This is a genomic window from Pseudomonas sp. Pmew2, from assembly GCF_058129885.1.
The window spans coordinates 502,157-525,374 of record NZ_CM176702.1; the positions used below are offsets into that span (position 1 = coordinate 502,157).

At 58.7% G+C, this 23,218-nt stretch carries 21 protein-coding genes; 10 read left to right on the plus strand and 11 right to left on the minus strand.

Features of this window, described 5'->3' with window-relative positions; genetic code table 11:
• Window positions 1–31: 31 nt before the first annotated feature.
• The 5 genes from AC4ANK_RS02340 to AC4ANK_RS02360 all read right to left on the minus strand — a co-directional run bounded on the left by AC4ANK_RS02340 (window position 32) and on the right by AC4ANK_RS02360 (window position 5,335).
• Complete coding sequence (locus AC4ANK_RS02340; RefSeq protein ID WP_002551546.1) at window positions 32–1,564, minus strand: SulP family inorganic anion transporter; 1,533 nt, start codon at window positions 1,562–1,564, stop codon at window positions 32–34.
• Between the two features lie 104 nt (window positions 1,565–1,668).
• Window positions 1,669–2,409: a carbonic anhydrase gene (locus AC4ANK_RS02345; RefSeq protein WP_002551547.1), complete on the minus strand. Its 741-nt coding sequence runs from the start codon at window positions 2,407–2,409 to the stop codon at window positions 1,669–1,671.
• Between the two features lie 205 nt (window positions 2,410–2,614).
• Window positions 2,615–3,673, minus strand: a complete 1,059-nt coding sequence (locus AC4ANK_RS02350) for a PA0069 family radical SAM protein (protein WP_002551548.1) — start codon at window positions 3,671–3,673, stop codon at window positions 2,615–2,617.
• 123 nt (window positions 3,674–3,796) lie between these two features.
• Window positions 3,797–4,465, minus strand: coding sequence for an isoprenoid biosynthesis glyoxalase ElbB (gene elbB / locus AC4ANK_RS02355; RefSeq protein WP_002551549.1), 669 nt, complete (start codon window positions 4,463–4,465; stop codon window positions 3,797–3,799).
• Window positions 4,466–4,672: 207 nt separating this feature from the next.
• Window positions 4,673–5,335, minus strand: a complete 663-nt coding sequence (locus AC4ANK_RS02360; protein WP_002551550.1) for a DedA family protein — start codon at window positions 5,333–5,335, stop codon at window positions 4,673–4,675.
• Window positions 5,336–5,566: 231 nt separating this feature from the next.
• On the opposite strand from AC4ANK_RS02360, the gene hemB reads away from it, so the two are divergent.
• A complete protein-coding gene (gene hemB / locus AC4ANK_RS02365) occupies window positions 5,567–6,577 on the plus strand; it encodes a porphobilinogen synthase (protein ID WP_002551551.1) in 1,011 nt (336 codons plus the stop codon).
• Between the two features lie 16 nt (window positions 6,578–6,593).
• Window positions 6,594–8,804, plus strand: a complete 2,211-nt coding sequence (ppk1, locus tag AC4ANK_RS02370) for a polyphosphate kinase 1 (RefSeq protein WP_002551552.1) — start codon at window positions 6,594–6,596, stop codon at window positions 8,802–8,804.
• Here the strand turns inward: ppk1 and ppx are convergent.
• The 5 genes from ppx to AC4ANK_RS02395 form a co-directional block, all read right to left on the minus strand.
• Entirely contained in the window at window positions 8,791–10,293 is a 1,503-nt protein-coding gene (ppx, locus tag AC4ANK_RS02375) for an exopolyphosphatase (RefSeq protein ID WP_002551553.1), read from the minus strand. The two genes, ppk1 and ppx, sit on opposite strands and share 14 nt — an antisense overlap.
• A 394-nt stretch (window positions 10,294–10,687) precedes the next feature.
• Window positions 10,688–11,422: an amino acid ABC transporter ATP-binding protein gene (locus AC4ANK_RS02380; protein WP_002551554.1), complete on the minus strand. Its 735-nt coding sequence runs from the start codon at window positions 11,420–11,422 to the stop codon at window positions 10,688–10,690.
• Window positions 11,409–12,059, minus strand: coding sequence for an amino acid ABC transporter permease (locus AC4ANK_RS02385; RefSeq protein ID WP_032074436.1), 651 nt, complete (start codon window positions 12,057–12,059; stop codon window positions 11,409–11,411). Before AC4ANK_RS02385 ends, AC4ANK_RS02380 begins: the two co-directional genes overlap by 14 nt.
• Entirely contained in the window at window positions 12,056–12,721 is a 666-nt protein-coding gene (locus AC4ANK_RS02390) for an amino acid ABC transporter permease (RefSeq protein ID WP_002551556.1), read from the minus strand. The genes AC4ANK_RS02385 and AC4ANK_RS02390 overlap by 4 nt, the downstream gene beginning before the upstream one ends.
• Before the next feature lie 29 nt (window positions 12,722–12,750).
• Window positions 12,751–13,536: a transporter substrate-binding domain-containing protein gene (locus AC4ANK_RS02395; RefSeq protein WP_460384126.1), complete on the minus strand. Its 786-nt coding sequence runs from the start codon at window positions 13,534–13,536 to the stop codon at window positions 12,751–12,753.
• A 249-nt stretch (window positions 13,537–13,785) separates the two neighbouring features.
• Here AC4ANK_RS02395 and AC4ANK_RS02400 point away from each other — a divergent pair, with 249 nt between their 5' ends.
• From AC4ANK_RS02400 to AC4ANK_RS02425, 6 genes are all read left to right on the plus strand, one after another.
• Window positions 13,786–14,490 (plus strand): FadR/GntR family transcriptional regulator, encoded by a 705-nt coding sequence (locus AC4ANK_RS02400; protein ID WP_002551558.1) that lies wholly within the window; start codon window positions 13,786–13,788, stop codon window positions 14,488–14,490.
• Between the two features lie 121 nt (window positions 14,491–14,611).
• A complete protein-coding gene (gene trxA, locus AC4ANK_RS02405; protein ID WP_004655183.1) occupies window positions 14,612–14,941 on the plus strand; it encodes a thioredoxin TrxA in 330 nt (109 codons plus the stop codon).
• Window positions 14,942–15,172: 231 nt separating this feature from the next.
• A complete protein-coding gene (gene rho / locus AC4ANK_RS02410; protein WP_002551560.1) occupies window positions 15,173–16,432 on the plus strand; it encodes a transcription termination factor Rho in 1,260 nt (419 codons plus the stop codon).
• Between the two features lie 128 nt (window positions 16,433–16,560).
• On the plus strand, window positions 16,561–18,027 hold the full coding sequence (gene ubiD / locus AC4ANK_RS02415) for a 4-hydroxy-3-polyprenylbenzoate decarboxylase (protein WP_002551561.1): 1,467 nt from the start codon (window positions 16,561–16,563) through the stop codon (window positions 18,025–18,027).
• Window positions 18,027–18,995, plus strand: a complete 969-nt coding sequence (locus AC4ANK_RS02420; RefSeq protein WP_460384129.1) for a CDP-6-deoxy-delta-3,4-glucoseen reductase — start codon at window positions 18,027–18,029, stop codon at window positions 18,993–18,995. Before ubiD ends, AC4ANK_RS02420 begins: the two co-directional genes overlap by 1 nt.
• Window positions 18,996–19,203: 208 nt before the next feature.
• Window positions 19,204–19,872, plus strand: a complete 669-nt coding sequence (locus AC4ANK_RS02425) for a gamma-glutamylcyclotransferase (protein WP_002551563.1) — start codon at window positions 19,204–19,206, stop codon at window positions 19,870–19,872.
• 12 nt (window positions 19,873–19,884) lie between these two features.
• Here the strand turns inward: AC4ANK_RS02425 and glpT are convergent, their stop codons facing one another.
• Window positions 19,885–21,234 (minus strand): glycerol-3-phosphate transporter, encoded by a 1,350-nt coding sequence (gene glpT / locus AC4ANK_RS02430; RefSeq protein WP_002551564.1) that lies wholly within the window; start codon window positions 21,232–21,234, stop codon window positions 19,885–19,887.
• A gap of 273 nt (window positions 21,235–21,507) precedes the next feature.
• Between glpT and AC4ANK_RS02435 the strand changes: the two genes are divergently transcribed.
• On the plus strand, window positions 21,508–22,173 hold the full coding sequence (locus tag AC4ANK_RS02435) for an energy transducer TonB (protein ID WP_002551565.1): 666 nt from the start codon (window positions 21,508–21,510) through the stop codon (window positions 22,171–22,173).
• Window positions 22,170–22,805 carry a hypothetical protein gene (locus AC4ANK_RS02440; protein ID WP_002551566.1) on the plus strand — a complete coding sequence of 212 codons (636 nt, stop codon included), beginning with the start codon at window positions 22,170–22,172 and terminating at the stop codon, window positions 22,803–22,805. The genes AC4ANK_RS02435 and AC4ANK_RS02440 overlap by 4 nt, the downstream gene beginning before the upstream one ends.
• Window positions 22,806–23,218: the final 413 nt, after the last annotated feature.

The following is a 23,218-nucleotide window of genomic DNA, read 5'->3' on the forward strand; positions in this document are numbered from 1 at the left end:
ATTCCAGGCTTCAGCCCCAACGCTTTGACTATCAGGCGGCGCCCGAGCCTATACCCGTTGTTGTGTAGATCCGCCCTTCAAGACGACGCTTCAACCCATGCGGCTCAATGAGCAGTCGGGTGCCATGAGCGGCATTGGAACGTCCCCACTCTTCCAGCAGTTCCAGGCACGAGTGGTCTATGTAGGACAGATTGCCCAGCGGCACATGCACGGTACTGCCCTGCGGGATAGTGCCCAGAGCCTGAGTCAGCGCAGGCACCTTGAGGAACGTCGCGGCACCGACCAGACGCAGCTCGAATTCCTTCTCGCCCGCCAGTTCGACCACGTTGATCTTCAGGCGCGAAGCCTTGAACGCCAGCTTCACAAGGGTCAGACCGAAACCGACCAGTACACCGGTCAGCAGGTCGGTGAAGATGATCGCCACGGCAGTCGCCACATACGTGAACATCGGCATCCGGCCATAGCGGCCCAGACCACGAAATGCCTTCAGATCGACCAGCTTCAGGCCGGTGTAGACCAGCACACCAGCCAGACTCGCGACCGGAATGCTCTGCAGTACGCTCGACAGCAGCAACACGAACGCCAGCAGCCACAGACCGTGGAAGATCGTCGAGAAGCGCGTGGTGGCACCGGCCTGGACATTAGCCGAGCTGCGCACGATAACGCCGGTCATCGGCAATGCACCGAGCACTCCGCAGAGCATATTGCCCACGCCTTGCGCGCTGAGTTCCTTGTCGAAGTCCGAGCGCTGTCCACTGTGCATGCGGTCAACCGCCGAGGCGGAAAGCAGGGTTTCGGCACTGGCAATGAATGCTACGACGATAGCGGCAACCAGAATGGCTGGATCGGCCAGGTTCATCAGGTCCGCCGGACGCAGCCAGTCAATGGCATCGGCCAGGTTGTCCGGTACTTCGACACGCTTGACCTGCAAGGCCATGAACAGGCTGATGCCGGTTGCGATACCCACGCCCAGCAGCGCGCCGGGTACGAAGCGCAAAGACTGCGGACGAAGTTTTTCCCAGCCCCACATGATCAGCATGGTGCTCAGACCGAGCATACCGGCCTGCATGCCGGTGCCTGGTCCGAAGGCCTGGATCAGTGTGGAAGGGAAGGCGATCAGATTGTCCAGCCCGGAAGGTTTGGGACCGCTGTCGAACATCACGTGTGCCTGTGACAGTACGATCAACACGCCGATACCGGCGAGCATGCCATAGACCACCGCAGGTGCCGTGACCCGGAACCAGCAGCCAAGCTTGAATCGACCTGCCAGCAGCTGAAGCAACCCGGCGAGCACCAGAATAGGGCCCAGCATGGCCATGCCGTGCTCGCGTACCACTTCAAAAACCAGTACTGCCAGACCGGCTGCGGGACCGCTGACCTGCAACGGCGAACCGGCTATCCAGCCGACTATCAGCCCGCCCACGATGCCGGTGATCAGACCTTTGGCCGGAGGCATGCCGGATGCAATGGCGATCCCCATGCACAGCGGCAGTGCGACCAGGAACACGACCACGGAAGCGAGCAGCTCCCGTGGTAAAGCGGTTTTCAATGCTGTAATACCCATGACGCTTCTCCGGGATTCTTCAGACGAGGCAAGACGGGCGACGCGCATCCTGCGCAGCCGCCATCAGCTGATAAAGAAGGGCTTGCCGTCAGTCGGACTGGTGATCAGTCGGCTGAAAAGCGTGCTTTCGGTGAAGCCATCGGCGTCGGTCCCGAACCGTCGAGCGGTATGAAACGATCGAGCTCGGCGTCATAAGCCAGGATTTCGCTGGTTTCGATGCTGTAGACCCAGCCATGAATGAACAATTGGCCGCTGGCCATTTTCGCTGCGACCGAAGGGTGGGTACGCAGGTGTTGCAACTGGGAAATCACGTTTTCCTGAGTCAGGACCTGCATGGTTTCCAGCTCGCCGCTGCAACTGCAGTTCTGCTCGACCACTGTGCGGGCGACCTCGGCATGCCGCAACCAGGCTTTTACCGTAGGCATCTTGTCCAGGCTGTCAGGGTTGAGCACTGCACGCATGGCGCCGCAGTCAGAGTGTCCGCAAACGATGATGTGCTGCACGCCCAGTGCAACCACTGCGTATTCCAGAGCGGTGGACACGCCGCCGTTCATCTGGCCATACGGCGGGACGACGTTGCCGACGTTACGCGTGACGAACAGGTCGCCTGGCGAGCTTTGCGTAATCAGTTCAGGCACGATGCGCGAGTCGGCGCAGGTGATGAACATGGCCCGTGGCGACTGGGCGGTCGCCAGCTTCTTGAACAGTTCTTCCTGCTGGGGGAAGACCTCGTTACGAAAATGTACAAAGCCATCGACAATATGTTTCAACGCTACGTCGGCGCTGTCCGAATGGCTTGATGTGCTTGGCGACGTAGCCGAATGCTGTTTACCGATGTCTGTCATGTCTTCATCCTCTCTGACGGATTGATATGGATTCTTCATGCCTGTTTGACCAGAGCCGGATGTGATCCCTGTAAATGGCATCACGAACAAATCCCTTGAGCGCTATCGCTGGTGACACTCCGAGTTACAGACTAATCGCCCAAGCTTAAGCGAAACTGAATGCGATGGCTCTGGGACGCGGGTTTGCACGATAGTACCAAGTTCGTCACAGCAGTGACATTTGTCCTCCTGGCGGACAAAACGCATCGCAATCGAGTGCGAAACCGCCACGTTTGTTCAATCCAAGCCGTTTGATTGCCAGGGCATAGCGTTGAGCCAGTAGATCGGCAAACGGTCCTTCACCGCGCATCCTTGAGCCAAACTGACTGTCGTAAAGCGCTCCGCCGCGGCTTTGACGAATCAGGCTCATCACATGTTCGGCGCGTTGCGGGTAGTGCGTCTTCAGCCATTCGTCGAACAGCGGCGCGACCTCCAGCGGCAGGCGCAGCATCACGTAACTTGCGCTTAGCGCGCCTGCAGCTTTCGCCTCGCTCAGCAGCGCCTCCAGTTCGCTGTCATTAATCATCGGGATCATGGGCGCGCATAGCACCCCGACGGGTACGCCCGCCTGACGCAACACCCGAATGGCCCGCAAGCGAGCCTTGGGCGCTGCTGCTCTGGGTTCGAGGATGCATTTAAGCTCGTCATCCAGTGTAGTCAGGCTGATGAATACCGACACCAGCCGAAGTCTGGCCATCTCTGCGAGCAAGTCCAGGTCGCGGAGGATCAGTGAGCCCTTGGTAATGATGCTGACCGGGTGCCGATAGCGCAGCAACACCTCAAGCGTGGCGCGAGTGATGCGGTATTCACGTTCGATAGGCTGATACGGGTCGGTATTGGCCCCCAGCGTGATGGGCGCGCAGCGGTAGCCTGGCTTGGAGAGCTGTTGCTCCAACAGTGCTGCCGCGTTGGTCTTGGCGATAAGCTTTGTTTCGAAATCAAGGCCCGGCGACATGTCCCAGTAGGCATGGCTGGGCCTGGCGAAACAATAAATGCAGCCGTGCTCGCAGCCCCGGTAAGGGTTGATCGAGCGATCAAAGGGGATATCCGGCGAGCTGTTGCGGGTAATGATGCTTTTGGCGGTTTCGCTGGTGACCTGAGTGCCTTGGGTCAGTGGCACTTCCTGATACCAGCCGTCGTCCTCGGCCACGGACTGACTGGGGGCAAAGCGGTTATGCGGATTGCTGGCAGTACCGCGGCCACGAACCGGATAGGGGCTGGACATCTGGCTTTACTCAAATACTGTTTATGCATACAGTAAAGCATAAGGCCGTGATGGATCACTATGGCTGGCTTGTAAAACACCGCTCGTCTGACGGGCGGTGCATTGGGTTCGTCCCGCGACAGGTCAGGCATCGCCCTCGTGCGTCAGCTCCAGCACGCGGTCAACCAGCTTGTTGATGCCCGATGCAGCCTCACTGATGCTTTTGGCAACCATGTAGGCGGGCGTGCAGACCAGTTTTCGTGCTTCGTCTTCGACGATGTCATCGACAGCGCATGGCGCGTGGCTGCCGCCCATTTTGGTAATGGCCGCAGCGGTATCAGGGTCGTTGCCGATGGTGCAGGTAACGCCGGGACCGTAGATCTTCGATGCAAGTGCCGGGGTGATGCAGATCAGCCCGACCGGTTTGCCTGCTTCTGCGAACGCCTCTGCGAGTTCCAGCAGCCCGGCTTCCACCTGGCAGGCAGGGCCTTGCAGGGCAAGGTCGGAAAGGTTCTTCGCCGAGCCGAAACCGCCCGGGATGATCAGGGCATCAAAGTCTTCTGCATTTGCTTCGCGGATGTCCTTCACCTCACCTCGTGCAATGCGCGCAGACTCGATCAACACATTGCGCGACTCGGGCATTTCCTCGCCAGTCAGGTGATTGATGACGTGATGCTGGGCGATGTTCGGCGCAAAGCACTGGACCTGCGCACCACGTTGATCCAGACGAAGCAGGGTGAGGACGCTTTCATGGATTTCGGCACCGTCATAGACGCCGCAGCCGGACAGGATTACAGCCACTTTTTTCTGCATCGATTCGGCTCCTTGTACTTGAGCAATCTAAGGCTTCTTTTAATTCGTCCATTAATTGATCGCTTTACAGGCCGAGTGTTCAGTTCACGCTTTACAGGCTACGCAAAAATGCGTGGGGAAGGGCGGGGCTTGCGATGTCAGGTAGCGGCTGCGCGCTGCCGCCGAGTGAGGCCTGTCAGCCTGCACTCGGGGAAGGAAACGGAGAAATTACTCGTCTGATTTTTTCGTCAGGTCGACGGGCACGGTGACAGGTGTATCCAGATCGGACGCCGCTGCCGATGCACAGAACCGGCTCTTTTCTTCACGCTCTTCACGGGCAATGCGCGCGTTCTTGATGCGTCGGCGCAGCCACAGACCAAGGCCGAGCAGTATCAGCGCACCGAGCACCCAGAGTTCGTATTTCTTGACGTTGCCCAGCAAGCCCTCGAGAACCGCGCCGAAATGGTAGGCCGCCGAACCCAGCGCTGCCGCCCAGACAGCCGCACCGATACCGTTGAGCAGCAGGTAACGCCCCGGTGGGTAGCCTGACAGGCCGATGGCCACCGGCATGACCGTTCGCAGGCCATACACGAAGCGGAAGCTCAGTACCCATATGTCCGGGTGCTTGCGCACCAGCCGCAGGGCCTTGTCGCCCATGAGTTGCCAGCGGGGCTTGCGCGCCAGGAGCTTGCGGCCGTGTTTGCGCCCCATGAAATACCACAACTGGTCACCCGCATAACTGCCGCAGAAGGCAACGAGGATGACGATATTGAGGTCCATGTATCCGCGAAACGCCAGAAAGCCGGCGAGAACCAGAATGGTCTCGCCTTCAAAAAAGGTGCCGAGGAACAGGGCAAAGTAGCCGAATTCGTTCAAGAAATTCTGGAGCATTGTCTGGATGCTGGCGAAATGAACGCGCAGCCTAACGCGCCCAAGACAATGATGAAAGTGTCGATATGTGTCTCGACGTTAAAGATTCTTACAACCACAATGGTCGGATCCTCATAAGGGCCATGACCGCGACGTGCAGTCGCAGGTCGAACCATGACTGTCACACATTGGTCATAATGGCGGCTTATAACTGTCGCGCTTGCCCGCGTAAGCGGGCTCAGGAGTCTCGCCGTGAGCTTTACCCCCGCAAACCGCCTGTTTCCTCTCACTCGTCTGCGCCGTAATCGCCGCGACGACTTTTCCCGTAGGCTGGTGCGTGAAAACGTTGTCACCGTTGACGATCTGATTCTCCCCGTATTTGTCCTCGATGGTGAAAACCGTCGTGAATCCATCGCCTCGATGTCTGGCGTCGAGCGTCTCAGTGTCGATCTGTTGCTTGAGGAAGCCGAGCACTGGGTCGCACTGGGCATTCCAGCGCTGGCCTTGTTCCCGGTAACGCCGGCCGAGAAAAAATCTCTGGACGGCGCTGAAGCCTGGAACCCGGATGGCATTGCGCAACGCGCCACCCGCGCGTTGCGTGACCGTTTCCCGGAGTTGGGCGTCATCACTGATGTGGCGCTGGACCCGTTTACCACCCATGGTCAGGACGGCATCCTCGACGAAGAGGGCTATGTGCAGAACGACATCACTGTCGACGCACTGGTGAAGCAGGCCTTGTCGCACGCCGATGCGGGTGCTCAGGTGATCGCGCCGTCGGACATGATGGACGGTCGCATCCAGGCCATCCGTGAGTCGCTGGAACTGGCCGGGCACGTCAACGTGCGGATCATGGCCTACTCGGCCAAATACGCCAGTGCCTATTACGGCCCGTTCCGTGATGCGGTGGGTTCTTCGCTGAATCTGGGCAAGGCCAACAAGGCGTCCTATCAGATGGACCCGGCCAACAGCAACGAGGCACTGCACGAAGTCGCAGCTGACCTGGCTGAAGGTGCCGACATGGTGATGGTCAAGCCAGGTATGCCTTATCTGGACATCCTGCACAGGGTCAAGGATGAGTTCAAAGTGCCGACCTTTGTCTATCAGGTCAGTGGTGAATACGCGATGCACATGGCAGCAATCCAGAATGGTTGGCTGAGTGAAGGGGTTATTCTCGAGTCCCTCACAGCCTTCAAACGCGCCGGTGCCGACGGCATCCTTACCTACTTCGCTGTTCGCGCCGCTCAACTGTTGAAGGGGCAATAGCCTCACAGGATCATTCATGAATACCGAAGCACTCATCGAAGCCGCTGTTGAAGTCGATGTGCCGCAGGCGACGCCCGCGGTTGAACCTGACATCGAAGTAATCCCGGCCATTGAGGCGCCTGCCGCTGCGGTGCCCGCTATCGTCGCTCCGAACCTGGACGACAGCAGCCTGTATATCCACCGTGAACTGTCGCAATTGCAGTTCAACATCCGGGTACTGGAACAGGCGCTCGATGAGTCCTACCCGTTGCTGGAGCGGCTGAAGTTCCTGCTGATCTTCTCCAGCAACCTCGATGAGTTCTTCGAGATTCGTGTCGCAGGTCTGAAGAAACAGATCACCTTTGCCCGTGAACAGGCCGGTGCCGACGGTTTGCAGCCGCATCAGGCGTTGGCCAGAATCAGCGAGCTGGTGCATGGTCATGTTGATCGCCAGTACGCGATCCTCAACGACATTCTGCTCCCGGAGCTGGAAAAGCATCAGGTCCGCTTCATTCGTCGCCGTCACTGGACGGCCAAGCTCAAGGCCTGGGTACGTCGCTACTTCCGTGACGAGATCGCGCCTATCATCACCCCGATCGGTCTGGACCCGACGCACCCGTTCCCGTTGCTGGTCAACAAGAGCCTGAACTTCATTGTCGAGCTTGAAGGTATCGACGCCTTCGGTCGCGACTCGGGTCTTGCGATCATCCCGGCACCGCGTTTGCTGCCGCGTGTCATCAAGGTGCCGGAAGAGGTTTGTGGCCCAGGCGACAACTTCGTGTTCCTGTCGTCTATGATCCACGCTCACGCCGACGACCTGTTTCAGGGCATGAAGGTCAAGGGCTGCTACCAGTTCCGTCTGACCCGAAACGCCGATCTGGCGCTGGACTCGGAAGACGTGGAAGACCTGGCACGTGCCCTGCGCGGTGAGCTGTTCTCGCGTCGCTACGGCGATGCGGTACGTCTGGAAGTGGCGGATACCTGCCCCAAACATTTGTCGGACTACCTGCTCAAGCAGTTCAACCTGAACGAGTCCGAGCTGTATCAGGTCAACGGGCCGGTCAACCTGACGCGCCTGTTCAGCATTACTGGCCTGGACAGCCACCCTGAATTGCAATACCCGCCGTTCACGCCAGCGATCCCCAAACTGCTGCAGAACAGCGAAAATATTTTCAGCGTGATCAGCAAGCAGGACATTCTGCTGCTGCATCCTTTCGAGTCGTTCACGCCGGTTGTCGACCTGCTGCGTCAGGCGGCAAAGGATCCACACGTTCTGGCTGTGCGCCAGACGCTGTACCGCAGCGGAGCGAACTCGGAAATCGTCGATGCGCTGGTTGATGCGGCGCGTAACGGCAAAGAGGTCACCGCGGTGATCGAACTGCGCGCCCGTTTTGACGAAGAGTCCAACCTGCAACTGGCCAGCCGTCTTCAGGCTGCCGGTGCGGTGGTGATCTACGGTGTGGTCGGCTTCAAGACCCACGCCAAGATGATGCTGATCCTGCGTCGCGAAGCCGGCGAGATCGTACGTTATGCACACCTCGGTACCGGTAACTATCACGCCGGTAATGCGCGTCTTTACACCGATTACAGCCTGCTGACCTCTGACGACGCATTGTGCGAAGACGTCGGCAAACTGTTCAGTCAGCTGATCGGCATGGGCAAAACGCTGCGCATGAAGAAACTGCTGCATGCGCCGTTCACGCTCAAGAAAGGCATGCTCGACATGATCGCCCGCGAGACGCAATTTGCGCTCGACGGCAAGCCTGCGCACATCATCGCCAAGTTCAACTCGCTGACCGATCCGAAGATCATCCGGGCGTTGTACAAGGCCAGCCAGTCCGGTGTGCGCATCGATCTGGTGGTGCGCGGCATGTGCTGTTTGCGTCCGGGCATCGCCGGGGTTTCGCACAACATCCATGTGCGCTCGATCATCGGCCGATTCCTGGAGCACACGCGGGTGTTCTACTTCCTTAACGGCGGCGACGAGCAAATGTTCCTGTCGAGTGCCGACTGGATGGAGCGCAACCTCGACAAGCGTGTCGAGACCTGCTTCCCGGTGGAAGGCAAGAAGTTGATTCTGCGTGTGAAGAAGGAGCTGGAAAGCTACCTGACCGACAACACCCACAGCTGGCTGTTGCAGCCAGACGGGCGTTACGTGCGCAGCACGCCGACCGGCAATCAGAACGCCCGAAGCGCCCAGGCGACCCTGCTGGAGCGCCTGAGCAACCCGGTTCTCAGCGTACGCTGAAGACGATGCCGACTCGGGTCAGCCACTCCGCTTCCAGCGCGAAGTCGGCCTGAGTCAGCTGGTTGTTTTCCAGCCAGCCTGTGGGGAACTCGGCGTCCAGATTCGGGCCGTCGGCACGCAAGATCACACGCGGCATCTCCTGGGTGCCACGAATGTGGTGAAACAGAATCGCAAAGCGCAACAACACGCACAGGCGAATCAGCTTGATGCCTTCTGCGCCGAAATCGGCGAACTTGTCCTTGGGAATATTACGGCGATGACCGCGCACCAGCAGAGCGAGCATTTGCTGGTCTTCGCGGGAGAAACCGGCAAGGTCAGAGTGCTCGATCAGGTACGCGCCGTGCTTGTGGTAGTGATAGTGAGCAATGTCCAGGCCAATCTCATGCACCTTGGCGGCCCAGCTCAGCAGTTCGGCGTAGCTCTCGTGTTGCAATTCCCAGCTTTCGGCAACCTGCTCCAGCGCATGCAGCGCCTTGGCTTCGACGCGTGCGGCCTGTTCCAGATCAACATGGTAGCGCTCCATCAGCGAGCTGAGCGTGCGCTCACGCACGTCTTCGTGATGGTGGCGGCCCATCAGGTCGTACAGCACGCCTTCACGCAGGGCACCTTCGCAGTGATCCATGCGCTTGAGCTCAAGCGCATCGAAGATCGCTTCCAGAATCGCCAGGCCTGCGGGGAAAATCGCGCGGCGGTCGGGCTTGATGCCGTCGAAGTCGATCTTTTCGGCGTCACCCAGCTTGAACAGCTTGCGCTTGAGCCAGGCCAGCCCTTCGGCATTAACCTCGCCAGCGCCGTAACCGTTGGCCTTGAGCGCCAGGCCGATAGCGCGAATGGTGCCTGACGAACCAATCGCTTCATCCCACTTCAGGCGATGCAGCGCATGTTCGATGCTCATGATTTCCAGGCGGGCAGCGGTGTAGGCCTGTGCGTAACGCGCGGGTGTCACCTTGCCGTCGCGGAAGTAGCGCTGAGTAAAACTCACGCAGCCCATCTGCAGGCTTTCACGCAGCAGCGGCTCAAAGCGCTGGCCGATGATGAATTCGGTACTGCCGCCGCCGATGTCGGCGACCAGTCGCTTGCCGGGGGTGTCGGCCAGCGTGTGCGAAACGCCCAGATAAATGAGGCGCGCTTCTTCGCGGCCGGAGATCACTTCCACCGGATGGCCGAGAATCTCTTCGGCGCGATGAATGAAGTCGTTGCGGTTGCGGGCTTCGCGCAGCGCGTTGGTCCCCACGATGCGTACGGCACCGGGCGGCAGGCCATTGATCAGCTGGGCAAAACGTTTCAGGCAGTCGAGACCGCGCTGCATGGATTCTTCAGTCAACTGGCGTTCTTCGTCGATGCCAGCGGCCAACTGCACCTTCTCGCCCAGGCGCTCAAGAATGCGAATTTCGCCCTGATTGGCTTTTGCCACAACCATATGAAAGCTGTTGGAGCCCAGGTCGATGGCGGCGATCAGTGAAAAATTCTTGGGTGTTGAGTGCGGCATGGTCAGGAAATCCAGTTCGATAACCGGACCATCGTGCCACGATCCATGCCTGCCGCCAACGCGAAGCTGTCCAGGCAGCGGAAATACCCGGTATTACTCTTGTGAGGTGGCGGATGGCTAGCTAATCAATGTGATAGTTATGTCATTGTCGTGCCGATGCTTTGCGTTCCCTCGTTGGAGTGCTCGGCGTGATACACAGTCCGGACAATTGAGCTTACAGGCTTCTGGCCGAAGGCCGTGGGAGCGAACTTGTTCGCGAAGACGGTGTGCCAGGCGACGCATCTTCGGCGGATGTACCGGCCCTTTAGCGAACAAGTTCGCTCCCACAGGGGCTTCCACTACTGCGTTCCTGCACTGGAGGAACGATGACCCCACCTATCGTGCGACGCTCTTGTCACGCGTGCTCTACGGTGCCGATGAAGTTCGCCAGTTCCGGGGTTTTCGGGTTGGCGAAGAGTACTTTCGGGTCGCCCACTTCATGCACCTTGCCCTGGTGCATGAACACCAGTTTGTCGCCAACTTCGCGGGCGAAGCGCATTTCGTGGGTCACCATGATCAGGGTCATGCCGTCGGCAGCCAGCTGGCGCACCACGCTGAGCACTTCGTTGACCAGCTCCGGGTCAAGCGCCGAGGTGATTTCGTCGCACAGCAACACCTTGGGCGACATCGCCAGTGCGCGGGCAATCGCCACGCGTTGCTGCTGGCCACCGGACAGGCGATCCGGGAAGGCGTCGAACTTCTCGCCCAGCCCGACGCGCTCCAGCATCTTTCTCGCCAACTTCGCGGCTTCGGCCTTGGGCACCTTCTGCACGACCTGCGGCGCGAGCATCACGTTCTCGCCCACGCTCAGATGCGGGAACAGGTTGAACTGCTGAAACACCATGCCGACCTTCTGACGCAGGGTGCGCAGATCGGCGCGTGCGGCGTCCAGATATTCGCCATCGACCTCGATCACACCATCGTTGATCGACTCCAGGCCGTTGAGCGCGCGCAACAGGGTGCTTTTGCCCGAGCCGCTGCGACCAATGATTGCCACGACCTGGCCCTCTTCGACCGACAGATCGATGCCTTTGAGTACGTGATGATCGCCATAGTATTTATGCAGGGCGGAAATTCTAAGCAGAGGCATGCAGTCTCCTTTCCAGATGGCGCGCGCACAGCGACAAGGGGTAGCACAGGATGAAGTAGCCCAGAGCAACGAAGCCATAGACCATGAAAGGTTCGAACGTAGCGTTGGCCAGCATACTGCCGGTCTTGGTCAATTCGGTGAAGCCGATGATCGACGTCACCGCAGTGCCTTTGACCACCTGCACGGAAAAGCCGACCGTTGGCGCAACTGCGATACGCAGCGCCTGAGGCAATATCACGTAGCGCATCTGCTCGAATGGGGTCATCGCCAGGCTGGCAGACGCTTCCCACTGGCCCTTGGAGATCGACTCCACGCAGCCGCGCCAGATCTCGGCGAGGTAGGCGCTGGTAAACAGCGTCAAGGCCAGCGCTGCCGCTGCCCAGGGCGAAATGTTCATGCCCATCAGGGCAACACCGAAGAACACCAGAAACAGTTGCATCAGCAATGGTGTGCCTTGAAACAATTCTATATAGAGCTTGGCGGTCACACGCGGGCCGGTTTTTTCCGAGGTACGCATGCCCATCACCAGCAAGCCGATCAAGCCACCGCCAATGAAGGCCACCAGCGACAGGGCAACGGTCCATTGCAGGCCGATCAGCAGATTGCGCAGGATGTCCCAGAGGGTGAAATCCATCAGCTGTTCCTCGATATGTAGCGACGCCCGATCCAGGCCAGCAGTTGCCGGATCAGCAGCGCCATGGCCAGGTAGATCAGCGTGGTCACAATGTAGGTTTCGAACGAGCGGAAGTTGCGTGACTGGATGAAGTTGGCAAAGAAGCTCAACTCTTCAGTGGCAATCTGCGAGCAGACCGCCGAGCCCAGCATCACAATGATGATCTGGCTGCTCAAGGCCGGCCAGACCTTGCTCAATGCCGGGACCAGGACCACGTAGCGAAACGCTTCATAACGATTCATCGCCAGCGCTGCCGACGCTTCAAGCTGTCCCTTGGGAATCGCCTGAATGCCTGCCCGCACGATTTCCGTCGAGTAGGCGCCCAGGTTGATGACCATCGCCAGCACCGCCGCCTGCCATTCCGTGATCTGCACGCCCAGCGATGGCAGACCGAAGAAAATGAAGAACAGCTGGACCAGAAACGGTGTGTTGCGGATCAGCTCGACATAGATCGCAAAGATCGTCGCAAAGGGCTGGATCTTCCAGGCCCTCACGACGGCACCGACAATGCCGAGGCTGACGCCCAGCAGGGTGCCAATGGCCGTCAGTTCCAGCGTGAACAAAGCCCCGCGCAACAGCACATCAATGTTCTGCAGGACCGGTGTAAAGTCGAAATGATAAGCCATTGGTGAATCCTGTTACCGGAAAGCAGTGATCAGAGATCGGCAGGCAGCGGTTGCTTCAGCCATTTCTGCGACGCTTTTTCCAGCGCGCCGTCAGCCTTGGCGGCGTTGAGGATCTCGTCGACCTTGCCCAGCAGTTCCGGCTGGCCTTTGTTTACGCCGACATAAACAGGCGAATCCTTGAGTTTCACTTTCAGCGCTGGAATGCGCTTGGGGTTGCGCTCGCTGATAGCGACCATCACCACGTTGCCGCTGGCGATCAGGTCGGTCTGGCCAGCCAGGTAGGCGGCGATGGTCGAGTTGTTATCTTCAAAGCGCTTGATGGTTGCGCCTTCAGGTGCAACTTTCGACAGCTCGATGTCTTCGATCGCGCCACGGGTAACACTGATGGTCTTGCCTTTCAGGTCAGCGATGTCCTTGACCAGAGAATCAGGTGGGCCGAATACCGCCAGGTAGAACGGCGCGTACGCGCGGGAGAAATCGATGACTTTCTCGCGATCCGGGTTCTTGCCCAGGCTGGAGATCACCAGATCAACCTTGCCGGTGGTCAGGAACGGGATGCGGTTGGTGCTGTTGACCGGCGTCAGTTCCAGCTTGACCTTCAATTGGTCGGCCAGCAGTTGCGCGGTGTCGATGTCCAGGCCGCGAGGCTTCATGTCCGGACCGACCGAACCGAATGGCGGGAAGTCCTGCGGAACGGCCACCTTCAAGGTGCCACGCGCTACAACGTCGTCCAGGCCGTTGGCGTGGGCGGGTGTCTGGCTCAGCATCAGGCTGGCAAACAGTGCAGCAAGCAGGGCGCTGTAACGCTTGGTCATAGAAATCTCCGGGCGAAACGTAGGATGTTGGTCCGTCTCCAGTGCACAGCGCATGCCATCAGGCGATGACGTGCCATAACTCAAGCTTTGCAGCGTGTTTATGGTCTTACTGGTCTGACCAGTAAAGGTGTGGCTCGCCCTGCTTTGACGCGTTGAAAAGCGCTGCCGCCCCAGCACTGGGCGTCGCTTGCCGAATCTTCGGGATGGCGATAAAAGGGATTTTTACTGGACTGACTGGCCTGAACAGTGATGCCGCACACTTCACTCGCAGTACCCGAATCAGCCCTCCGGGCCATTCGCAAGTTGATCGCCGAGCAAGGGTACAAGCCCGGCGAGAGCCTGCCGTCGCAACGCGATCTGGCGGTTTTGCTGGGAGTCAGTCGTGCTTCATTGCGTGAGGCCTTGTCATCGCTCAGCGCATTGGGAGTGGTCAGCGTCCAGCCGGGTAAAGGCGTGTTCGTGCAGTCCATTTCTGAACCAGAACAGCGCACGAGTGGTTTTTCCTGGCCTTTCGAGGCACAGGTTTCTCCGGCCGACACGTTTCAACTGCGCTACGCGCTGGAAGGCTTCGCCGCGGGCTTGGCAGCCGTCACCCTGACCGCTGATGAACGAGACGTGCTTGAAGACAATGTCGAGGCCATGCGTCTGGAATTGCGTGCCGGCGACTTCGAGGCCGCAGCCCGGCTGGACTTCGAGTTTCACCGGCATATTCTGGTCGCCAGTGGCAATCAGGCCATGCTGGGGATCGTGACCGCAGGTGCCGACATCTTCCTTGAGAGCCAGAAAATGCCGTTCATACGTGCGGCAAGGGTCATGGAAACCTGGCAGGAGCACCGCAAGATCCTTCGCGCGCTGGCCCGGCATGCGTCGGGGCCCGCGCAAAAGGCCATGCAGGATCACATCCGTGGCGCAGCGCTTCGTACTGGCATTGTGTTCGTTTCGCCTTCCAGCTGAGCCTCTGCCATAACTCCAGTCATGCACCACCATAGCCAGACTCAATGAACCTTCGCTTCCTGAAGGACTTGTGGCCCGCTATGATGAGCGTCGTTTTTCGCCTATGACCTCGGAGACTTCCATGAGCAACGAAAAGATCAAACACGTCACCGACGCTAACTTCGAAGCCGAAGTACTCAAGGCTGAGGGTGCTGTGCTTGTAGATTACTGGGCTGAGTGGTGCGGTCCGTGCAAGATGATTGCCCCGGTGCTGGACGAAATCGCCGACACCTATGCCGGCAAGCTGACAATTGCCAAGCTGAATATTGACGAGAATCAGGAAACCCCTGCCAAGCATGGCGTGCGCGGTATCCCGACGTTGATGCTGTTCAAGAATGGCAACGTCGAAGCTACCAAAGTGGGCGCTCTGTCGAAGTCGCAGTTGGCCGCGTTTCTCGACGCCAACATCTGAAGCACTTCAAAGCCCCGCAAATAGCGGGGTTTTTTTCGGGTGTCGTACTAGACGCCTGGAAAATCAGGTGGTACATTCGGCCCCGCAACGGCTTCTCCGTTGCCCCCTGCTAGCCGTCGCCGACGCTCTCCTTTCGATTTAGTACGCGATCCTGTCGCCTTTTCTGCGGCGCGGCCTCATTAAGCCAAAAGCTTAATTTCCCCCTCCATACATGATTACGTCATTCCCCATATGAACCTGACTGAACTCAAGCAAAAGCCGATTACCGAATTGCTCGAAATGGCCGAACAGGCTGGCATAGAAAATATGGCCCGTTCGCGCAAGCAGGACGTCATTTTTTCCCTGCTCAAACGGCACGCCAAAAGTGGCGAGGAAATATCCGGTGATGGCGTGCTGGAGATTCTCCAGGACGGCTTCGGTTTCCTGCGCTCTGCAGACGCTTCCTACCTGGCCGGCCCGGATGACATCTATGTCTCCCCTAGCCAGATCCGCCGCTTCAACCTGCGTACCGGCGACACCATCGTTGGCAAGATCCGTCCACCAAAGGAAGGTGAGCGTTATTTCGCTCTGCTCAAGGTCGACACGATCAACTACGACCGTCCGGAAAACGCCAAGAACAAGATTCTGTTCGAAAACCTGACGCCGTTGTTTCCGACTATTCGCATGAAGATGGAAGCCGGTAACGGTTCCACCGAAGACCTTACCGGTCGTGTGATCGATCTGTGCGCACCGATCGGTAAAGGTCAGCGTGGTCTGATCGTTGCTCCGCCGAAAGCGGGCAAGACCATCATGCTGCAGAACATCGCGTCGAACATCACGCGTAACAACCCGGAAGTGCACCTGATCGTTCTGCTGATCGATGAGCGTCCGGAAGAAGTAACCGAAATGCAGCGCACCGTGCGCGGCGAAGTGGTTGCCTCGACATTCGACGAACCGCCAACCCGTCACGTACAGGTTGCCGAAATGGTGATCGAGAAGGCCAAGCGCCTGGTCGAGCACAAGAAAGACGTCGTTATCCTGCTTGACTCCATCACCCGCCTGGCTCGCGCCTACAACACCGTCATCCCGAGCTCCGGCAAGGTACTGACCGGTGGTGTCGATGCTCATGCGCTCGAGAAGCCAAAGCGCTTCTTCGGTGCTGCGCGAAACATCGAAGAAGGCGGCTCGTTGACTATCATCGCCACCGCACTGGTTGAAACCGGTTCGAAGATGGATGAAGTCATCTACGAAGAGTTCAAGGGTACTGGCAACATGGAGCTGCCTCTGGATCGCAAGATCGCAGAGAAGCGTGTGTTCCCGGCCATCAACATCAACCGCTCCGGCACACGCCGTGAAGAGCTGTTGACCGCTGATGACGAGTTGCAGCGCATGTGGATCCTGCGCAAGCTGCTGCACCCGATGGACGAAGTCGCGGCTATCGAGTTCCTGATCGACAAGCTCAAGCAGACCAAGACCAACGATGAGTTCTTCCTGTCCATGAAACGCAAGTAACTGGCAGGCTGAAACAAAGAATGGTGTCCTTCGGGGCACCATTTTTTTTGCCCGCGCGCCGCCGATTAGCTGCCTTGAAGGGCTGGAGCAGGTACGATGTGCGTCTATTTGGATAAATGGCCGGGTTAATGAAATTCAAAGATCTTAGGGATTTCGTGCAGCAGCTTGAGCAGCGCGGAGAGTTGAAACGCATCCAGATGCCGATCTCGCCTGTGCTGGAAATGACTGAAATCTGTGACCGTACCTTGCGTGCCAAGGGCCCGGCCCTGCTGTTCGAAAAACCGGTCGGTTTTGATATCCCGGTGCTGGGCAACCTGTTCGGCACGCCAGAGCGCGTAGCCATGGGCATGGGCGCCGAAGCGGTCAGTGAGCTGCGTGAAATCGGCAAGCTGCTGGCGTTTCTGAAAGAACCCGAGCCGCCCAAGGGACTGAAAGATGCCTGGTCCAAGCTGCCCATCTTCCGCAAAGTCATCGCCATGGCCCCCAAGGTGGTCAAGGATGCACCCTGCCAGGAGATTGTCATCGAAGGCGATGACGTCGATCTCGGCATGCTGCCCGTGCAAACCTGCTGGCCGGGCGACGTCGCACCGCTGATTACCTGGGGCCTGACGGTCACCAAGGGCCCGAACAAAGAGCGGCAGAACCTCGGCATTTACCGTCAGCAGGTCATTGGCCGCAACAAGATCATCATGCGTTGGCTCAGCCATCGTGGCGGCGCGCTGGATTTTCGCGACTGGTGCGCCAAGCATCCCGGCGAACCTTATCCGGTTGCCGTCGCGCTGGGCGCTGACCCGGCGACCATTCTCGGTGCCGTGACGCCAGTACCGGACAGCCTGTCCGAATATGCCTTCGCCGGGCTGTTGCGTGGCTCGCGCACTGAGCTGATCAAATGCCGTGGCAGCAATCTGCAAGTGCCGGCCAGCGCCGAGATCGTGCTGGAGGGTGTGATTCATCCGGGCGAGATGGCCGACGAAGGGCCTTATGGCGACCACACCGGCTATTACAACGAAGTCGACAGCTTTCCGGTGTTGACCGTCGAGCGCATCACGCACCGTATCAAGCCGATCTACCACAGCACCTACACCGGCCGTCCACCGGATGAGCCCGCCATTCTGGGCGTCGCGCTGAACGAGGTGTTCGTGCCGATTCTGCAAAAGCAGTTTCCGGAGATCGTCGATTTTTACCTGCCGCCTGAAGGTTGCTCCTATCGCATGGCGGTGGTGACCATCAAGAAACAGTACCCTGGTCATGCCAAGCGCGTGATGCTGGGGGTCTGGTCGTTCCTGCGCCAGTTCATGTACACCAAGTTCGTGATCGTCACCGACGATGACATCAATGCTCGTGACTGGAATGACGTGATCTGGGCCATCACCACCCGCATGGACCCCAAGCGCGACACGGTCATGATCGACAACACGCCTATCGATTACCTCGATTTTGCCTCTCCGGTGTCCGGGTTGGGATCGAAAATGGGCCTGGACGCCACTAACAAATGGCCAGGCGAAACCACGCGTGAATGGGGCAGGGCTATCGTCAAGGACGAAGCCACCACACGCCGCGTGGACGAGATCTGGACTCAGTTGGGAATAGACTGATGCGCGTAACCTTGCAGCCGTCAGGTGCGGTGCTGGACACCCTGCCGGGCGAGCGGATTCTCGATGCTGCGCAGCGTCTGGGCTATGAATGCCCGCAGAGCTGTCGCAACGGCAACTGTCATATCTGCTCGGCCTTGCTGGTCGAGGGGCGGGTGATGCAGTCGGGTCAGGAGCTTGATCACGGTGAGATTCATACGTGTGTAGCAGAGCCGCTTGAAGATTGTGTTGTGCTCTGGGATGGCGTGCTGGCCAAGGGTGAGCTGCCGGTGCGCAGCTTTGCCTGCCAGTTGAGCGAGTGTGTCGAAATCGGTGGCGATGTCTGGCGGGTAGGCTTGCGCGCCCCGGCAGGCAAACCACCGCGTTATCACGCTGGACAGTACCTGATGATCGAGCGGGAGAATGGCGAGAAGTCGGCATTCTCCATCGCATCGGCACCGCACAGTGGCCGTGATCTGGAGCTGCATGTACTGGCTCGTGAAGACAGTGCGCGCAGCCTGATCGAGCAACTGCAACGCAACAAAATGGCGCGGGTCGAGCTGCCGTTTGGCGATACCCACCTTGCCGAGCTGCCGGACGGGCCGTTGGTACTGATCGCTGCCGGTACAGGTATGGCGCAAATGAACAGTTTGCTTGAGCACTGTCGCTCAGCAGGCTTCAGTCATCCGGTGCATTTGTACTGGGGCGTGCGTCGGCCCGAGGATTTTTACCAGGTCAGCCACTGGGATGAGTGGACGGCACTGCCGAACCTGTTCCTGCACAAGGTCGTCAGTGACCTGTGTGGCTGGGAAGGGCGCTGTGGTCTGCTGCACGAGGCAGTTTGCGAAGACATCAAGGACCTGTCGGCGGTTTACGTCTACGCCAGCGGCTCGCCTGCCAGGGTTTACGGAACGCTGGACGCTCTTGTCAGTGCCGGAATGGACGCTCACCAGATGCGCGCAGACGTATTCGCCTACGCACCGCGTCCGTAACGCCGGACTGACGGCTGCATAACTGGAGTGTAAATTGCTTCAGCTGCTTATAGCTTACGGCGATGTCAATTCGCCGCCAGACAACTTTTTGTAGAGGCAGGCCTTTGGTCTGTGGCAACAACCGAACCACGACACCCTGATGCCGCTCACCCACGAGCGAGTCAGCGGGGCTCGGTAAAAACTGACAGCCAGACTGTCAGGGGGGCAAATGGAGAATCCAATCAACGAGTTGGCCGCTGCAGTGCATGACGGCCTTGGGCTGACGTACCCGCCCGTTATCGATCTGGGTCCGCAGCTTACCCGCGAGCAACTGCTCGCATCCATGGACGCCACCATGCGTCTTCACAAAGGCGGCCCGGTCTGGCTGTTCGCCTACGGCTCGCTAATCTGGCGTCCCGAGTGCACTGCGGTAGAGAGCCAGCGCGGTCGAGTGCACGGTTATCACCGTGGGCTTTACCTGTGGTCGCACGAACATCGCGGTACGCCTGAGGTGCCAGGCCTGGTATTCGGGCTGGATCGCGGCGGTTCATGCACCGGCTTTGCCTATCGCCTGCCGGATGAATGCCTGGAGAAATCGCTGCTGGCCTTGTGGGAGCGTGAGATGCCGTATCCGTCGTATCGCCCGCACTGGCTCAATTGCCGCCTTGAAGACGGCAGGAAAGTACAGGCGCTGGGCTTCGTGCTGGAACGGCATTTGCCCAGCTACGCTGGCAACCTGCCCGACAGCGTGCTGAGCCAGGTGCTGGCCAGCGCCAGCGGGCGCTATGGAACCACTCGCGAGTACGTGGAACAGACGGCCAAGGCCCTGCGTAGCCACGCCATGCCAGACCTGAATCTGGAGGCGCGGCTCAAGCGCTGCAAGTCAGAGACCGCCTGACCGGCCTTTGGGTCAGTCCTTGGTATCGCGCGAGGTGCTGGCGACCTGTTTGTGCCGCAGCGTCGGCGCAAGGAATGCCATCGCCAGAATGCACGCGCCGATCAGCAGCACAAAGCCGCCGTCCCAGCCGAAGTGGTCGACCGTGTAGCCCATCGCAGCACTCGCCGCGACCGACCCGCCCAGGTAGCCGAACAGCCCGGTAAAGCCGGCTGCCGTACCCGCTGCCTTCTTCGGTGCCAGTTCCAGCGCCTGCAGGCCGATCAGCATGACCGGGCCGTAGATCAGGAAACCGATAGACACCAGCGCGATCATGTCGACGGTCGGGTTGCCTTCAGGGTTCAGCCAATACACCAGCGTGGCAATGGTCACCAGAAACATGAACACCATGCCGGTCAGGCCGCGATTACCCTTGAAGATCCTGTCCGACATCCAGCCGCACAGCAGCGTGCCCGGAATACCTGCCCACTCGTAAAGAAAATAGGCCCATGAGGTCTTGTCGACCGTGAAGTGCTTGGCTTCTTTCAGGTAGGTCGGGGCCCAGTCCAGCACGCCGTAGCGCAGCAGATAAACGAACACGTTGGCCATCGCGATGTACCACAGGAACTTGTTGCGCAGCACGTATTTGACGAAGATTTCCCGGGCGCTGAATTCCTCTTCGTGGCTGGCATCGTAGCCTTCCGGGTAATCGTTCTTGTAGTGCTCGATAGGCGGCAGGCCCACCGATTGCGGGGTGTCGCGCATGGTGGCGAAAGCAAAGACCGCCACCAGCAGCGCAACGGCCGCCGGCACATAGAATGCTGCGTGCCAGTCGTTGGTCCAGCCCATGCCGAGCAGGAACAGCGGGCCGATCAGGCCGCCGCCGACGTTGTGCGCCACGTTCCACACTGACACCACGCCGCCGCGCTCTTTCTGCGACCACCAGTGGACCATCGTCCGCCCGCTCGGCGGCCAGCCCATGCCTTGGGCCCAGCCATTGATGAACAGCAGCACGAACATGATCGTGACACTGGACGTCGCCCACGGCGCGAAGCCGAAGATGAACATGATCCCGGCAGATACCAGCAGGCCGAAGGGCAGGAAGTACCGCGGGTTGGAGCGGTCCGAAACGATCCCCATGAGGAATTTCGACAAGCCGTAGGCAATCGCGATGGCCGACATCGCCACGCCCAGCTGGCCACGCGTATAGCCTTCGTCGATCAGATACGGCATAGCCAGCGAGAAATTCTTGCGCAGCAGGTAGTAACCGGCATAACCGATAAAGATGCCTGCGAAGATCTGCCAGCGCAGACGCCGATAAGTGCTATCGACCTTTTCTTCGGGAAGGGGTGCCTGATGCCTGGCAGGGCGGAAAAACCCAAACATGGAGAAGCTCCTGATTATTGTTTTTTTGCGAATGCGAATATTACATTTTCATTACAGAAAAAAGCAGTGCCTTTGGACTGATTTTTTGTAGGAGATACCGACGTTTTCCTGTTCTTTTATGAACATTTGGCGAGCGTTTGTATGTGTTTCAAAAGTTTGGGATGGGTCCTACAGGCGTATCGGAAGCCGCGTGCTTACTGGTCTTTCGGCAGGCTTTTACCATCGTCGTCATTGCGCCGCAGCGGCGCACCACGACGATGAGCCCATACAACAATGAGAATTTTCGCCTTCATGATTGCCGTCGCACTGGCCCCGCACGTTGGCGCGACGGAGTCATTTCTGGTGCCGGTGTACACGCCAGCACCGGTGTTTCCTCCTGAACTGGTCAAGACCCGCTACGCAGGCAAGGTCCGGGCACAGCTGTGGATAAAGTCCGACGGTCAGGTCCGCGAAGTCAGGGCCGTAGAGAGCGGCCACCCGCAACTCGCCGAAGCGGTGGAGCAGGCGCTCCGCCAGTGGCGTTACAAACCCTGGGTCGGAACAGTCGGCGCGCCGCCCATGACCACGATCACCGTGCCGGTGATTTTCGGCTCCCATGGCTATAGGCGTTTCAATACCGAAGTCACCGTCGGCCTGGGCAACATCCGTTGCGGTTACCTCAACCACGAAGTGAAATCCGCCCGCCAGGACTATCCCAAAGAGCCGCTGAGTAAAGTCGACGTGTTCTGGTACACCGGGCAGGCGCTGTTCGGCAGTCATGTTGCCCACCAGCGCAGCGAGCCCCAGCGCAAGGCGTTGCTTGAATTGCTCGGAGCGTCGATACCTGCGGTAGTGAGCAACTGCAGAAGCAATCCGGATCATCTGTATGGGGATTACCTGCCTGGGCCGGTCAAGGTATTGATGGTCGGGTTGGCCGAGCAAGCGGAGGGCAGCGAATGAGCCGCGTGCTGAGTGTGATCGTGTTGGCGGGGTTACTCTCGGCGGGGACAGCACAGGCGTTGCCGTCGTATCCGGTACCGTTGTATATGCCGGAGCCGGACTATCCGGCGTCGATGCGTTATGCCTTGGTAAAAAACAGTGTCACCGTCAGGATTTTCATTCAGGCCGATGGCGGCGTGCGCTTTCTTGAAGTGCAGGGGGCAACTGATCCGAGGTTCATCAGCCTGACCCGAAGTGCTGTTGAACTATGGACCTTTGAACCCTGGGACCCACCGGCCTCTCATCCCGAGGGCGAAGCAGTTACGGTCACGTTTACCTTCACAGGGCGACCACACAGCAACCCGCCGCTGACAGCCAATGCCGAGCTGAAGCAGGAGTTGTGCTGGCAGTTGAACAGGGAAATGTTCGAGGGTCGCAACTGGCGCAAGGACGTCAAGCCGGATGCGCTAATGCGGACAGAGCTGTACCTGTCGAGCGGTCCGGTCATAGAGCAATTTCTCACCCTGGACGAACGTCAGGCATTGGTTGTTGAACTGCTGGAGGCGGCGCCGGGCATTATCGCCCAATGTCAAAAAAATCCGATGCGTAAGTATGTGGATTATTTGCCGGAGAATGTGAGGAAGGTGTTGTAGGGATGGGCGCATCAGCGAAGTGCCGGGACCAAAGCATTAATGCCTTGGTCTCGGACTTGTTGCGAGAGATTAGTGAGTAGTGCTCATATTTTGAATCACTTCAAGATGACGCTTAGTGAGTGCACTCTAAACGTTAGTATCCGTAGGTTAACTCAGACTCAACAGCTACGAGTCGAAAAGCTAAGTCTGTCGTTAATGCGGTCGGCGAGATAAGTTAGTTTTTTATTCTTTCTGTAGAGCCGCAGCCAGCTCACCCACAGTGTCTGCGTTTTTGAGCTCGGTATCAACGTCGGAAGTAAATTTTAGGTTATCTGATAAGCTGTATTTAAAGTGGGGATTATCAGTTTTTTTGTGTTCGGGCTGGTTAGGGCCTGCCGTCAGGCAGGCCCTTGTTTTACCAGCTCGGTCTGGTA